Origin of the sequence: Pseudophaeobacter sp. EL27 (assembly GCF_900313025.1) — a bacterium.
Lineage (GTDB): Bacteria > Pseudomonadota > Alphaproteobacteria > Rhodobacterales > Rhodobacteraceae > Pseudophaeobacter.
The window spans coordinates 64534-79721 of record NZ_OMPQ01000016.1 but is presented as its reverse complement, the minus strand read 5'-3'; the positions used below and the strand labels follow the sequence as shown (position 1 = coordinate 79721).

General features: G+C 58.8%; 11 protein-coding genes. 8 read left to right on the top strand and 3 right to left on the bottom strand.

Annotated features, from left to right (window positions below; translation table 11 throughout):
• Nucleotides 1-5 precede the first annotated feature (5 nt).
• From ED661_RS21675 to ED661_RS21640, 8 genes are all read left to right on the top strand, one after another.
• Nucleotides 6-200 carry a hypothetical protein gene (locus tag ED661_RS21675; protein ID WP_122077301.1) on the top strand — a complete coding sequence of 65 codons (195 nt, stop codon included), beginning with the start codon at nucleotides 6-8 and terminating at the stop codon, nucleotides 198-200.
• A gap of 1 nt (nucleotide 201) precedes the next feature.
• Nucleotides 202-1401: a beta-ketothiolase BktB gene (bktB, locus tag ED661_RS21670; protein WP_122077299.1), complete on the top strand. Its 1200-nt coding sequence runs from the start codon at nucleotides 202-204 to the stop codon at nucleotides 1399-1401.
• Complete coding sequence (locus ED661_RS21665) at nucleotides 1398-2501, top strand: 3-hydroxyacyl-CoA dehydrogenase family protein (protein ID WP_122077296.1); 1104 nt, start codon at nucleotides 1398-1400, stop codon at nucleotides 2499-2501. The genes bktB and ED661_RS21665 overlap by 4 nt, the downstream gene beginning before the upstream one ends.
• Before the next feature lie 258 nt (nucleotides 2502-2759).
• Nucleotides 2760-3776 carry an ACR3 family arsenite efflux transporter gene (arsB, locus tag ED661_RS21660; RefSeq protein ID WP_122077362.1) on the top strand — a complete coding sequence of 339 codons (1017 nt, stop codon included), beginning with the start codon at nucleotides 2760-2762 and terminating at the stop codon, nucleotides 3774-3776.
• Between the two features lie 95 nt (nucleotides 3777-3871).
• A complete protein-coding gene (locus tag ED661_RS21655; protein ID WP_122077293.1) occupies nucleotides 3872-4705 on the top strand; it encodes a helix-turn-helix domain-containing protein in 834 nt (277 codons plus the stop codon).
• Between the two features lie 8 nt (nucleotides 4706-4713).
• A complete protein-coding gene (locus ED661_RS21650; RefSeq protein WP_122077291.1) occupies nucleotides 4714-5715 on the top strand; it encodes an ArsJ-associated glyceraldehyde-3-phosphate dehydrogenase in 1002 nt (333 codons plus the stop codon).
• Nucleotides 5712-6989 (top strand): organoarsenical effux MFS transporter ArsJ, encoded by a 1278-nt coding sequence (arsJ, locus tag ED661_RS21645; RefSeq protein ID WP_122077289.1) that lies wholly within the window; start codon nucleotides 5712-5714, stop codon nucleotides 6987-6989. Before ED661_RS21650 ends, arsJ begins: the two co-directional genes overlap by 4 nt.
• A gap of 153 nt (nucleotides 6990-7142) precedes the next feature.
• The gene (locus ED661_RS21640) at nucleotides 7143-8861 is read left to right on the top strand and encodes an alkaline phosphatase family protein (protein ID WP_122077286.1); all 1719 of its coding nucleotides are present in this window, start codon (nucleotides 7143-7145) and stop codon (nucleotides 8859-8861) included.
• A gap of 121 nt (nucleotides 8862-8982) precedes the next feature.
• Here ED661_RS21640 and ED661_RS21635 read toward each other — a convergent pair whose 3' ends face one another.
• From ED661_RS21635 to ED661_RS22315, 3 genes are all read right to left on the bottom strand, one after another.
• A complete protein-coding gene (locus tag ED661_RS21635) occupies nucleotides 8983-10419 on the bottom strand; it encodes a mannose-1-phosphate guanylyltransferase/mannose-6-phosphate isomerase (protein WP_122077283.1) in 1437 nt (478 codons plus the stop codon).
• Between the two features lie 236 nt (nucleotides 10420-10655).
• Complete coding sequence (locus ED661_RS21630; protein ID WP_122077281.1) at nucleotides 10656-14792, bottom strand: alpha/beta fold hydrolase; 4137 nt, start codon at nucleotides 14790-14792, stop codon at nucleotides 10656-10658.
• The gene (locus ED661_RS22315) at nucleotides 14789-15187 is read right to left on the bottom strand and encodes a phosphopantetheine-binding protein (RefSeq protein WP_122077279.1); all 399 of its coding nucleotides are present in this window, start codon (nucleotides 15185-15187) and stop codon (nucleotides 14789-14791) included. Before ED661_RS22315 ends, ED661_RS21630 begins: the two co-directional genes overlap by 4 nt.
• Between the last annotated feature and the right edge of the window lies 1 nt (nucleotide 15188).

Sequence of the window (15188 nt, the reverse complement as noted above, 5' to 3'; positions counted from 1 at the left end):
TGGTGATGCAGACCGCCGCCTATTGGGCGGCGCAGCCCGGTATTGCTCCAACCGCAGGCCATATCCGCCAGATCGTGCTGCGCTTTGAAATGCCGGATGCCGATGGCGCCTATCACATGCCGGTCATTCTTGGCCCCAACAGCTATTCGACCTGGTTGTCGCGCTATGGCGCAACACCAGATCAGTCTCAGGACAATTGACATGACACAGAAACCTTCCCCCATGAATATCGCCATCCTGTCAGGTGTGCGCACTGCAATCGGTGGCTTTGGTGGCGCGCTGGCGGGCACCGCGCCCTGCGAGCTGGCCACCAAGGTCGCCGCCGAGGCAATCGCGCGCGCGGGTGTTGCGCCCGACCAGATTGAAACCTCTGTGTTCGGCAATGTGATCCACACCGAACCGCGTGATATGTACATCAGCCGGGTTGCCGCATTTGGCGCGGGCGTGCCCGAAACCTCCCCCGCCCTGACCCTGAACCGCCTCTGCGGCAGTGGTTTGCAGGCGGTTGTCACCGCAGCAGAGCAGATCACCCTTGGAAATGCCAGCATCGCGTTAGCAGGCGGTGCCGAAAACATGAGCCGTGTCGGCCACATGATGAGCGCGGCGCGGTTTGGTGCCAAGATGGGCGACGTCACTGCGGTCGACATGATGACCGGTGCGCTGACCGACCCCTTTGGCAATGGTCATATGGGGGTAACAGCAGAAAACATCGCCACACGCATGGAGATCAGCCGCGAGACCCAGGATGCGCTGGCCGTCGAAAGCCACCGTCGCGCCGCATCCGCCATCGAGGCTGGCCACTTCAAGGAGCAGATCCTGCCGATTGAACTGAAATCGCGCAAAGGCGTGACTGTGTTCGACACCGATGAACACGTGCGCATGGATGTGAAGCCAGAAGATATGACCAAACTGCGCCCGGCCTTCAAAAAGGACGGCAGCGTGACTGCGGGCAATGCCTCTGGCATCAATGACGGTGCTGCGGCGCTGGTGCTTGCAGCGGCCGATGCCAACGATGCGAAGCCGCTGGCGGTGATCCGCGCCGCTTCGGTTGGTGGTGTTGCCCCCGAAGTCATGGGCTTTGGCCCGATCCCGGCCACTCAGAAAGCGCTGGAAATCGCAGGGCTTACCGTTGAAGATCTCTCGGTTATTGAAAGCAACGAAGCCTTTGCTGCCCAGGCTTGTGGCGTGGCGCAGGAACTGGGTTTCCCGGCAGAGATCACCAACCCCAATGGTGGTGCGATTGCGCTTGGTCACCCAATTGGCGCCTCTGGTGCTGTTATCCTGATCAAGGCTATCTACGAGCTGCGCCGCACCGGTGGCCGCTATGGTCTGGTGACCATGTGCATCGGCGGTGGTCAGGGCATTGCCGTGATCATCGAAAACCCCGAGGTGGCAGCATGACGATCCAAACCATCGGCGTGCTTGGCGCCGGCACCATGGGTGCGGGCATTGCCATCACCGGCGTGTTGGGCGGCTACAAGGTGGTGCTCTCTGACAGCTCCGCTGAAGCCCTGTCCCGTGCAGAGGCAAAGCTGGGTAAATACCTGTCCCGTCAGGTCGACAAGGGTCGTATGGACGAGACCAGCGCCCAAGCAGCCCAGGCCCGTTTCAACCTGTCGCAGGACATCAAAGGTCTGGCCCCCGCTGATCTGGTCATCGAGGCGGTGTTCGAAGACCTCAGCGTCAAACGCCAGGTCTTTGCCCAGCTGGAAGGACTGGTCTCGGCTGACTGTATTCTGGTCACCAATACCAGCGCACTGAAGGTTGGCGATATCGCCGAGGCACTGTCAAACCGCGCTCGCTTTTGTGGTCTGCATTACTTTAGCCCCGCCGAGATCAACCCGGTGATCGAGGTCATTCGCGGCGCCGAGACCTCCGAGGCAACGGTTGCCACCATTTTGCCAATGCTGGCTGCCTGTCGCAAACGCGCCATCCCCTGCAAGGACCAAAGCGGCTTTGCCCTGAACCGGTTCTTTTGCCCCTATACCAACGAAGCCGTGCGCTGCTTGGAAGAGGGGCTTGGCACCCAATCCCAGATCGACGCGGTGGCTATGGCGACGCTTGGCCTGGCCATTGGTCCCTTTGCGGTGATGAATATCGTCAAGCCCAGTATCAATCTGGCGGCTGTGCGCAATCTGTCGCCGCTTGGCGAATTCTATGCCCCGGCGGCAGAATTCATCCGGGTGGGCGAGGCGCAGATGCTCTGGGAGATTGAGGAAAGCCCGGCCTTGGATGCGAACCAATCTGCCGCCATCGCAGACCGTCTGCGCGGCGCCATTTTCTTTGCGGTTCTGGACGAAATCAGTGAAGGCGTGGCCGCCGCCGCTGATATCGATATGGGCGCGCAGATGGCCTTTACCTTTGCAAAAGGGCCAGCGCAGATGATGCGCGAACTTGGGGAAACAGAGGTCACACGGCTGATCACGCTCGCCGCCGGCTCTGCGGCCACGCGCGTTGAAAGTACCCTACAGAACCTGCTGCTTGAACCTGTTGAAGCCTGAAAACAATCGCGGGTGCCTCCACTGATACAAGAGGCACCCGCCCCTAGGCCATTCCTCCCCCCAGCCATATAGCCCTTTAAGGCCGAACACTAATTTGACACCCTCGCTGAGGAAATTTGCACCAGAGCCTACAACAAACTTGGTTTAGACCTCTCATGCCTGTATTCGGACTGCGCAATGAAACGGGCAGCCCTCAGCTGGCCAAGGCCCCAAAGGATGCCGCTCATGACCAGCACCCCAGCCCCCACCGACAGTGCAATGGGCTTTTTTGAACGGTACCTAACCGTCTGGATCGCATTGGCGATGGTGGCAGGCATTGCCTTTGGGTCATTTGCCCCGGGTCTGGTCAATGCCATCGCCGCCGCAGAGATCTATTCGATCAATCTGGTTGTGGCGGTGCTGATCTGGGCCATGGTCTACCCGATGATGGTGGGTGTTGATTTTGGCACGGTGTCCGGCGTTGCCCGTCAGCCCAAAGGGCTGGTGGTGACACTGGTGGTCAATTGGCTGATCAAACCGTTCACCATGGCCTTCCTCGCCGTGCTGTTCTTTGACACTGTGTTTGCGCCCTGGATTGCACCGGAAGATGCGGCGCAATACACCGCCGGGCTGATCCTGCTGGGCGCCGCGCCCTGTACTGCCATGGTGTTTGTCTGGTCACAGCTCACCCGTGGGGATGCCACCTATACGCTGGTGCAGGTCTCGGTCAATGACCTGATCATGGTGGTAGCCTTTGCCCCGATCGTGGCCTTTCTGCTGGGCGTGACAGAGATCGCAGTGCCTTGGTCCACCCTGGTTCTGGCCACCCTGCTCTATGTGGTGCTGCCCTTGATTGCGGGTCTGATCACCCGGCGCATTCTGGGCTCGCAAGTGGCGATTGATGCCTTTATGGCCCGCGTCAAACCGCTCTCCGTCATCGGCCTAATCGCCACCGTGGTCATCCTGTTTGGATTGCAGGGCGAGGTTCTGCTGGCCAAGCCCATGGTCATCGCCCTGATTGCGGTGCCGATCCTGATCCAGAGCTACGGCATGTTTGCCCTTGCCTATGGCGCCGCCCATGTACTGAAGGTGCCCCACCGCATTGCCGCCCCCTGCGCGATGATTGCCACCTCAAACTTCTTTGAGCTGGCCGTTGCCGTGGCAATCAGCCTGTTTGGCCTGCATTCCGGCGCTGCTCTGGCCACGGTTGTCGGTGTTTTGGTCGAGGTCCCGGTGATGTTGTCGCTGGTGGCCTTTGCCAATCGCACACGCAGCAGGTTCCCCGAGCCCCGCTAAATAACCTCCCCGCAAAACTGCCAAAGGGCAAAATCCCTACAGTTTTGCCATCACCACTGTTGCCAGAAATTCTTTATTTCGATAATACGTGAAATATGGAAGAAATGATTCCCCTCCGCCTGTCCATTCTAGGACATCCCCAGCGCCTCGCGGTGTTTCGGTTGCTGATGCGCCGCTACCCCGATCAGGTTCCTGCCGGGGAGATCAGCGCTGCCTTGGACATCAAGGCCAGCACATTATCGTCATATCTTTCTGCTTTAATGCAGGCAGATCTGGTGACCAAAACCCGGGAAGGCACCTGGCTGCGGTACCAGATCAACATGGCGACCACCCGCGAAACGCTGGACTCCCTGTTTCTGGATTGCTGTCGGGGCCGCCCGGATTTGTGCACATCCTACCAGCCCTTTGCGGCACCAAAGGAACACCAAATGGCAGACCGTAAGTACAACGTTCTCTTCATCTGTACGGGCAATTCCGCCCGCTCCATTTTTGCCGAGGCCATTCTGAGTTCCAAAGGCCAAGACCGGTTTCAGGTCTTTTCTGCCGGGACGCAGCAGCAATCGAGCCTCAACCCCATCGCGGTTGAGATGCTCAAGGCCAAGGGTCATGATACCAGCGCCTTACGGTCCAAGAATGTCGAGGAGTTCATCGGCGAGGGCGCCCCGGAGTTCGACTTTGTCTTCACCGTTTGTGATCAGGCGGCGAATGAGGAATGTCCGACCTGGGATGGCCAGCCCATCAGTGCCCATTGGGGGATGCCCGATCCGGTCAAGGCCACGGGCACCGATGCCGAAAAAAGCCTCGCTTTTCATCAAGCCTACGGCGTGCTGAACCACCGTTTGCAAGGGTTTGCCGCCCTGCCGATCGAACAGCTCGACCAAATTTCCCTTCAAAGCGCCGTCGACGAGATCGCGCGCATTTCCGAGTAGGATTAGTCATGACCACCTATGCATTGAACGGCCTGGGCCGAATGGGCAAGCTCGCGCTGAAACCTCTGGTCGACAGCGGCGCAGATATCGCCTGGATCAACGACGCGGTTGGCTCCCCTGAGATGCACGCGCATTTGCTGGAGTTTGACTCGGTGCATGGCCGCTGGGACGCAGAATTCAGCCATGACGACGACTCCATCACCATCAATGGCACCCGCCTACCCACCTATTGCGAAGGCCGCCTTGAGGATCTGCCACTGGCGGGCGTTGATGTGGTGATCGACTGCACTGGTGTGTTCAAAACCGAAGCCAAGCTGGCGCCCTATTTTGAAGCAGGTGTCAAAAAGGTGGTGGTTTCAGCCCCGGTCAAGGATGGTGATGCGGCTAATATCGTTGTTGGCGTCAATGACGACATCTATGAACCTGACCGCCATCGGATCGTGACCGCCGCCAGCTGTACCACCAATTGCCTGGCGCCTGTGGTCAAGGTGATCCATGAAAACCTCGGCATCAAACATGGCTCCATCACCACCATCCATGACGTGACCAATACCCAGACCATCGTGGACCGCCCCGCCAAGGATCTGCGCCGGGCGCGCTCAGCCCTGACCAATCTGATCCCCACCACCACAGGCAGCGCCACCGCGATCACGCTGATCTACCCCGAGCTCACCGGCAAGCTGAACGGCCACGCTGTACGAGTGCCCCTGCTCAATGCATCGATCACCGATTGCGTCTTTGAGGTCGAGCGTGAAACCAGCGCAGAGGAGGTCAACGCCCTGTTCAAAGCCGCCTCTGAGCAAGGCTCGCTCAAAGGCATCCTCGGCTATGAAACCCGGCCGCTGGTCTCAACTGATTACACCAATGATCAGCGCTCCAGTATCATTGATGCGCCCTCCACCATGGTTGTGAACGGCACCCAGGTGAAAATCTACGCCTGGTATGACAATGAGATGGGCTATGCCTATCGTCTAGTGGATGTGGCCCGCATGGTTGGGAATCAGCTGTGACACAGGCCCCAGCACCGGCACAGGGCCTTCCCGCCTATTTTGCTGTGACCTCCGCCTACTGGGCCTTCATGTTGACGGATGGCGCCCTCCGGATGCTGATCCTGCTGGATTTCCACGCCATGGGGTTCTCGCCGGTGCAGCTGGCCTATCTTTTTGTTCTGTATGAGATCGCTGGCATGGCGACCAATCTCTCTGCAGGCTGGATTGCCGCCAGGTTTGGCCTGACCTCAACGCTTTATGCCGGATTGTCACTACAGATTGTTGCGCTGCTGGCGCTGACACAACTGGACCCGAACTGGCAAATCGCCACCACGGTTGTCTTTGTCATGCTGGTGCAGGGCCTGTCCGGTGTGGCCAAGGATCTGGCCAAGATGTCGTCAAAATCGGCGGTCAAACTGCTGGCGCCTTCAACGGGTGATGGGCTGTTTCGCTGGGTGGCGGTTCTGACCGGGTCAAAGAACGCGATCAAGGGCATGGGCTTTCTGCTTGGTGCCGGCCTCTTGGCGAGCTTTGGCTTCATGACGGCCGTCTTGGGCATGGCCCTGATCCTCGGCCTGATCCTGTTCAGCCTGATCATCGCCATGCCGCCGGGCCTGCCAAGAGGTCGCAAAGGCGCAAAGTTCTCCGAGGTGTTCTCCGAGTCGCGCAATGTGAACTGGCTGTCGGCAGCGCGGGTCTTTCTGTTTGGCGCCCGCGACATCTGGTTTGTGGTTGGCATCCCGATCTATTTTTACGCGGTGTTCTCTGACGGCACCGAAGAGGGCAACCGCGCGGCATTTTTCCTGATCGGCAGCTTCATGGCCATCTGGACGATCCTCTACGGGATCGTGCAGGCCAGCGCGCCACGCATCCTAAAGGCCGCCTCCCGCTCCGAGGTCCAGCTGATAGGCAGCGCCCGCACATGGGCCTTGTTGTTGATGGCCGTGCCCGCGGCCCTTGCACTGGCATTGCTGGTCTCCGATGGGCCTGCCCCTTGGCTCACCATGACGCTGATCGCTGGATTGCTGGTTTTTGGCGCCATCTTTGCGGTGAATTCCTCGTTGCATTCCTACCTGATCCTGGCCTTCACCAAGGCCGAACGGGTGACCATGGACGTCGGATTCTACTACATGGCCAACGCGGCAGGGCGTTTGATGGGCACTGTCTTGTCCGGATTGACCTATCAACTGGGGGGTTTGACCGCCTGTCTTGGCACAGCAGCCACCATGGTCGCCCTAAGCGCCCTCGCCGCTGGTCAGTTGCAGGATAAAACACCTAAAGGCCCGGTCATTTAGCAAAGTGACCAGGCTTCCATCTGTCGACTTACCCCTTTGCGCGCGGCAAAACCGTGCAAAATCAACTATACCTAAACGAGTATTTGCAAATTTGAAACGCGCAATGGTATTGTAGGCCATACCTGCTTGGGATTCCTATAGATTGGAAAAACTATGCGCCTCATACTTTTGGTCTCTGGCCTGCTGTTTGCATCAACTCAACTGTCTGCCCAGGGGCGAGAACTACCGCCAAAACTGATCGTCCAGATTACTGTCGACCAACTCAGAGCTGACCTGTTGGAGCGGTTCTCCACAGGTTTCACCGAAGGCGGATTTCAGCGTCTCATGAGTAATGGCACCTGGTTTAGGGACGCAGAACATCGCCACGCCAATACGGAAACAGTTGTCGGGCATACAACGCTGTCAACAGGCGCAGACCCGGCGGTACATGGGTTGATCGGCAACAATTTTCTCGACGCCCAGCTTCCAAGAACTGAACATAACCCGGACAACCCAAAGAGCGAGGGCATCGTGCTGGATGTCTCAGATGCGCTGCACTTTGCCACCCAGGACGATAATTCGCCGCTGCTTTACCCAGATGGCAGCCAGTCACCGCCAGAGGATGGTCGCTCTCCCCGGGATCTGCTGGTGACCACGATTGGTGATGAAATTCGCCTGTCCCGCGGCGCGCAGGCCAAGGTCTTTGGGGTCTCCATGAAAGACCGCGCCGCCATTGGCGCGACTGGTCATGCCGGCACGGCCTATTGGTACAACACCGACAAATCCACATTTCTCAGCTCTGTCTTCTACCTCCAGACCTATCCGCAGTGGCATCAGGATTGGACGGCCAGACAATTGCCCGAAAGCTATGCCGGGTCAGGATGGGAGCTCTTGTACCCTGAGGCCACCTATAGTTTTGCTGATTTTGATGACCAGGCCTGGGAAAAAGACTATCCCGGATGGGGCATTGTATTTTCCGAACATCTCTACCCGGATCCATCAAATGGGTATTACCAGGCCTTTCTGGAGACCTCACCTGCGGCGGATGAGCTGACCCTCAGTTTTACCAAGGCGCTGATTGCCGGGGAGCAGCTTGGCCAGGATGAGGTGACCGATTACCTGGCAATCAGCCTGAACTCCGTCGACTATATTGGCCATACCTTTGGCCCTTCATCGCTGGAGGCCGAAGACAACCTCAAGCGGCTGGATGCGCAATTGGCTGATTTTTTCCACCATCTGGACCAGGTGGTGGGATTGGACAACACCCTGGTGGTTCTCTCTGCTGATCACGGCGCCACCGAGGTGCCGGCCTATATGAATGCACGGGTGCGCACCCAGTTGCAGCTGTTTGATTATGACCAGGTAGAACAAACACCTGCCATTCAGGGTTTTAAGATGGCCCATGGTATCAGTGCCCCCATCAGCAGCTATACCTCACCTTGGATTTATCTGAATCATAACCTTTTGCAGGCTGCAGGTGCGGACCCGGCAGAGGCTGAGGCACTGATTGCCACCACCCTGCGCGGCATGCTGGGGGTGGCCTGGGTTTTTGAAAAGCAGCGCATCGCACTGGGCAACCTGCCCGATACCCATCTGGGACGGGCCGTTACGGCCAATTTCCTGCCATCGCGATCCGGGGATCTCTACCCAATTCTCTCTCCCGGTTGGTTCATGAAAGACCCGAATCCATTGGCGGGGGCTTCACAGCATGGCTCTCCCTATGCCTATGATCGGCATGTTCCACTCTTCTTTATGGGGCCGGGCATCCGCACTCAGACAATCCAACGCAAGGTCCAAACCGTTGATGTGGCGCCCACAATTGCTGCCTATGCCCGCACCCGGCTGCCATCGGGGACAACCGGGCGCATGTTGCCAGAGATTCTCGACTGGTGAGATCCGCCCATCAAAGCCGTACCAAGGAACCGCAGCTGTTGCAGCTGCCAAAACAACAACATTAAGGAGAGCTACGCCAGGGCAGTCGCCTCATTCGCTACATGTGGTTGCTTTGGCGGAGCTAGCCTTTGGCCCCCTGGCCACGGGCATAGACGTCCTCATAGCGGATGATGTCGTCCTCACCAAGGTAGCTGCCGGTTTGAACTTCGATCAAAACCATCGGCAGTTTTCCAGGGTTTTCCATCCGGTGCACCGCGCCAAGCGGAATATAAACCGACTGGTTCTCAGTCACCAGTTTTACCTCATCATCCACCGTCACCTTGGCGGTGCCTTCGACCACAATCCAATGTTCAGATCGGTGATGGTGGCTTTGCAAAGACAGTGCCGCACCGGGATGAACATGAATGCGTTTCACCTGGAAACGCTCTCCTACCGCCAGGCTTTCAAACCAGCCCCAGGGACGGTGATCCATGGGGAATTCAGTGGCCTGCTTGGCCTCTTTTTCCTTGAGGGCGGCCACAGCCAGTTTCACATCCTGCGCGCGCGACGCATCCGCCACCAACACGGCATCCGGCATCGCCACCGCGATCACATCCTGCAGGCCAATGCCGACAACCGCCAGGCTGTCATCTTCTGAGCGGAGCAAACTGTCCTGACAGTCGATCGCCGTGGCATTGCCGCTGGTGACCACGCCTGTGGCATCTGCCTCGCTTTCGCGCCAGACCGCGTCCCAGCCGCCCAGATCAGACCAGCCCGCAGCAAAGGGAACCACCGTCAGGTTGTCCGCTTTCTCCATAACCGCATAGTCGATCGAAATATCAGCCAGCGCCTCCCAGGCTGTGGGGTCAAGCCGGAAGAAACCCAGATCAATTTCACCCGCTTCGATCGCCGCCTCTACTGGGGCCACCAGATCCGTGGCATGGGCGGCAAAGGCCGCAAGGATGGTTTTGACCGAGAATAAAAAGATCCCGGCGTTCCACAAGAAATTGCCGGAGGCAAGCATGGTCTCAGCCGTCGCCGCATCAGGTTTCTCGACAAACCGTTTCAGACCAATGGCCCGCGGAGAAAAATCGCCGGGATCCCCGGTGAGTTCCAGATAGCCATAGCCAGTTTCAGCATGGGTGGGTTTGATACCAAAGGTGACAATCTGGCCTTTGTTGGCCGCCTCGGCCCCAGCGGCAACAGCCGCGCGAAACGCCGCATCATCGGGCACCACATGGTCAGAAGGCGCCACCAGCATCAGCGCTTCGGGATCGCTTTGAGCCAAATATAACGCCGCCGCCAGCACCGCCGGTGCGGTGTTGCGCCCGGCAGGCTCGATCAGGATGGCGCCAGGATCAATACCAACACCTGTCAGCTGCTCGGTAACGATGAAGCGGAAATCAGAATTGGTCAGCACCATTGGCGCGGCAAACTCCGCCCCAGACAGCCGCTGCGCTGAGGCCTGAAACAGCGTCGTATCTCCCACCAGGGGCACAAATTGTTTTGGATAGCTTTTGCGCGACAAAGGCCAAAGCCGGGTGCCGGAACCACCGCAGAGTAGAATGGGGGTAATCATCAATCCGTCCTTTGAATCACTTACTACACAAATCATCGTCATCCTGCTGCTAAAACCAAGCATAGGATTGGTAAAAACCTGTGCAACCTTCGAAATATCCGACCAACCAGAGCGCTCGGGGATCGTGGCACGACCAAGTCTTGGATCTATACCCTAAACGCGCATCCAGCAAGTTCAGGAATACCCAAGTGGCGCCGGGGTACAACAAGGCACGGTCCTAGATGGAACTTACGGCCTCAGGTCTGTTGCTTAAGAGCCTGATGCAGAGTCTGGGCCAATGTCTGCACATGAGGCGGCGCCATCATGGTAACGTGATCTCCCGGCATTACCAGCGCCTCAAAGGCGCCAGTGGCGAGGTGCTGCCAAGCCGCCGCCAGATCCTGGTCCGCCTCACCCTGATCAGACTCGGTGGCCTGAAACAACACCACCGGAACACTCAGCGGCCTTGGCCTATAGGCCAACCGCGCTGCCCGGTGGCAGGTTGAGATCCGCAACAAACCCTCCACCATCTGCCGCGCCGCTTGTTTCGAACCAATACTGGCAGCCATCAGTGCTGTGGCGCTCTCTAATTGCTCCGCTATGGGCAGATCCGCCAAATCACCTTCGTCGAGCGCCAGGGTCTGGCCTGTAAAACGCGCAAAGATCTGGACCGCACGCGACAGGTCCCGCGCCGCAATACCGGCATCGGTTTGACCCGCATACCAAGCGTCATCCGGGCGGGTCAGGCTGCTGTCAAAGAGACAGAGCCCCGCCACTTCGGCACCCACCGCCTGCAGTTGACAGGCCATTTCCCAGGCAACAAGGCCACCAAACGAGTGTCCAGCCAACCGATAGGGGCCATGGGGCTGGCGACGGCGCATATTTGAGATGAACAGCGCGGCCATGTCAGCGATACGCTCCTGTGGCTCCGCCCCATCAAACAGGCCTCTGGCCTCAAACCCGTAGATCGGAAAATCTGGCGCCAGCGCCTGAACCAGGGGTTGATAGTTCCACAACATCCCACCGCCGGTATGCACCAGCCACAGTGGTGGCCCCTCACCGCGCAGCCAAAGGGGCACCAATCCGTCACCAGCACTACCGCTCTGCGCGACCTGCGCCAAGTGGGACACGGTGGCGGATTTGAACAATTCGGCGAGAGGGATTTTGACGCCTGTGCGCTGTTCAATCAACAACACCAGCCGCAAAGCCAGCAGCGAGTGGCCACCGATGTCAAAGAAATCATCCGTGACGCCAAAGCCAGATTTCCCCAGGACCTCTTCCCAGATCTGCAACATCTGTGCCTCTACAGCTGTGCGAGGTGCTTGCCCAGCCTCAGCTTCCTGTGGTGCTGAGATTGCTGGCAGACGGCGGCGATCCAATTTGTGATTGGGTGTCAGCGGCAGCTCAGGCAGCTGCATAGGCCCATTTGGCACCAACGCAGAGGGCAGGCGCGCCCGCAGATAACTGCGCAGTTGTGCCTGCATCTGAGTGGTGGAGGCCTGCGCAGCGGCTATTTCCCCCGCTTGTGCTACAAAATAGGCGTCCAGCTCCTGCTCCCCCGTGGGAGTGCGCCGCGCAACAACCGCGCTGGCCGCAACAGCCGGGTGCTGCTCCAGCAGCGCGGCGATCTCGCCCGGCTCCACACGAACGCCGCGGATTTTGACCTGATCATCCATCCTGCCCGCCACATGCAACAGGCCCTTCGGATCCAGCCAGCCCAAATCACCGGTCAGATAGGCGATGTTATCCTCCCCCTCCGACGGGTTGCCCAATTCGGAACAGGAGACAAACCGCACCTCTGTCAGTGCAGGATCGTTGAAGTACCCCAAGGATCTAAAAGGTGTGGAGATCGCAATCTCCCCCATCTCACCTGGTGCCGCTGGTTTGCCACCTGCGGTCAGAACCATCACCCTGGTCTGCGGAAGGGCATGACCAACCGGTTGCCCCGCTTCATAAGCTTCGGGCCCAAGTTCAAAGGCAAATTTGGCCAATGTTGTTTCGCTTGGCCCATAGAGGTTGATCAATCTTATGCCCTGACCAAAGCGCTGCTGCCATCGGTGCAGCAATGTCGCGTCAAAGGGCTCGCCAGCGATGAAGGCAAGGCGCAACTGCGCCAATTGCACCCCTGATGCATCATTCAGCAACCAGCTTTGCAGAATCGAGGGTACGCTGTGTAGCAGGGTGATTTCCGCGTACTCCACCCAGTCAAGCGCTCCTACTTGCGCCGGTCCGATCCCCACCGGCGGGATCACCAGTGTTGCACCTGACACCAGAGACGCAAAGACATCACGCAACAGAACATCAAAAGACAAGCCCGTGAACTGCGCCGCCCGATCGCCGGGACCTATCGCAAACCTGTCACGCTGCCAGCTGAGGAAATGGGCCAGCCCGCCAGCCGTGCCCAAAATGGCCTTGGGCGTTCCGGTAGAGCCGGAGGTAAAAACCAAATAAGCTGGGTCACGCGCACCACAGGGGGGCGTAAACCGGTCTGCGGCAAAGAGGTCCGCGCCCTCTTCAGAACCAACTTCGGAGATTTCAAGACGGGGCAGCGCGACCCCCTCTAGCCAGTCTAATTGCGTTGCGGTCAGCCCGCCGCCAAATAGAATACGCCCAACTCGCCCCTGTTCCAGCATCACCAAACGGCGTTCCCCTGGCAGGTCGGGGTCAAGTGTCATCAACACGCCACCAAACTCCAGAACCGCCGCCATTGCCAGGACCTGCGCCGGGCCACGAGGGGCAAAAATCGCGATCGTTTCACCAGGCGCTGCACCGCTCTGGGCCAGGTCGGCTGCGATGGCCTGCATCCGCGCCACAAACTCCTGGTAATTGAGTGAACCGCCCTCCCAGTCTAGCGCCACTGCCTTTGGTGTCTGCTCAGCCCAGATGGCAATTTGACGGGTCACTGGAACCTGATCTGGGAGCTTTCCAACAGGGCTTTGGATCTCCTTTTGCCGGGCTGTCTGGTCACCGCGCAGATCAAAATCAGCTATGGCGAGATCCGTGCCTGCAACCATCTGAGCCAGAACCGCTTGGTATTGGTGCAGGACGTCCCGCATGCGCTGCGCAGAATACCGCGCGGATTGATAGGCCAGCCGCAGCTCCAGCCTCCCCTGCCACTGGCTGATGTAAAGCGCCGAAGAAAAGGCGCTGCTATGATTTGGCGGCGGTAGAAATTTGCAGTTCACTCCCCCCATCTGAAAATCACGTGGCGGGCTGGGGGTGAAGTTGAACATCATCTCAAACAGCGGGTGATCCTGCGCGTTGCGGGCTGGGGCCACCTCTTGGACCACGCGATCAAAGGGCAGTTCATGGTGCTCCAACCCATCCAGAACCACGCGGTTTACCGCCCGCAGCGTGGCCGTACCGTCCATCTCTGGTTCCAGCCGCACCCGCAGCGCCAGCGTATTGAGAAAGAGACCAATCAGCGGTTCATCTTCCTCCCGTAGCCGCCCACTGACCGGGGTGCCGATGACCAAATCATCCTGACCCGACAGCCGCGACAAGAGCACAAAATACCCGGTCAAAAGCGTGGTGTACAATGAGCAGCCTACCGATTGGCCAAGCGCCGTCAGCTGCTCCACCAGGCTCGTGGGCAGACAGGCTTCCACCGTTGCCCCGGTCAGATCCCGTTCCCCCTCCTGACTGCCTGGAAGGTCTGAAACCAGATTGGTTGGTCGCGGCGCATCAGCCAGCTGGTCACGCCAATAAGACAGGCTTTTGTCCAGCACTGTCCCAGAGAGGCGCTGTTTTTGCCAGGCCACGTAGTCGCTGTAACTGATCGCCAGCTCTGGCAGATCAGGTTCGATATGCTGACTGAGTGATTGATACCCGGCTGCCAGCTCCCGCAGGAAGATATCCAGTGACCAGCCATCACCAATGATGTGGTGCATGGCAAAGATCAGCAGATGATCATCCGTGGCCAACTGCCCCAGTTCAATCCGGATCAATTGATCCTGTGACAGGTCAAATCCAGTCTGGACACTGGCAACATAGGCCGGGTGCAAAGAGAGATCGCCAGAGCTTCCTCCCTGATCAGCCAAAAACAGATCAACCAGATGCAGAACTGGGTTCTGGCGCTGCAGGACCCGCGCCTTGCCCGTTGCATTGGAAAAGTTCTGCCGCAGCGGTGCATGGCGGTCATAGATCCGTTGCAACGCCTGCTGCAACGCTGCCTTGTTCAGGCGGCCGCGCAACCGCAATGCACCAACGATGATATGTGCAGGATCTTTCGGTGACAGCTGGTCCTGAAACAACCAACGCTCCTGCGCCAGGGACAGATCATAAGGATCAGCGATCAGAGGGGCCTTGGCGTCCTCGCGCTTGACCAGGCGTTGCAACAAGAGCGCCCGCTGGGCTGGTGTCAGGTCTTGCAGCCGCAGTTTCAGATCGCTCATGCGGATCCCTCCTGCGCAAGCAAGGCCTGTAACTCTTCTTCGCTCAAGCCTTCCAACTCGCTCAACAGCCCGCCCAGGATCTGCGGATCTGCCTCTTGCAGGGCGACGCTGTCTATCTTGTCGGCCAGTTCAGCGATGCTGGGGGCCTTCAGCACCGCAGCCAGAGAGAGATCCGTGCCCATCCGGCTGGCAATTCTCGCATTGAGCTGGGTTGCCAACAGTGAATGCCCACCAAGCGCAAAGAAATTCTCGTGAATGCCGATGGGTTCCAGCGCAAAGAGGTCTTGCCAGATCTCCACCAGAATCTCCTGGGTCGGGGTCTGTGCCGCGGCCAGATCTGCCGGGGCATCCTCGCGCCTCTGCCGTTCCAAAACCGGCGAAGGCTGTTGCCCCATC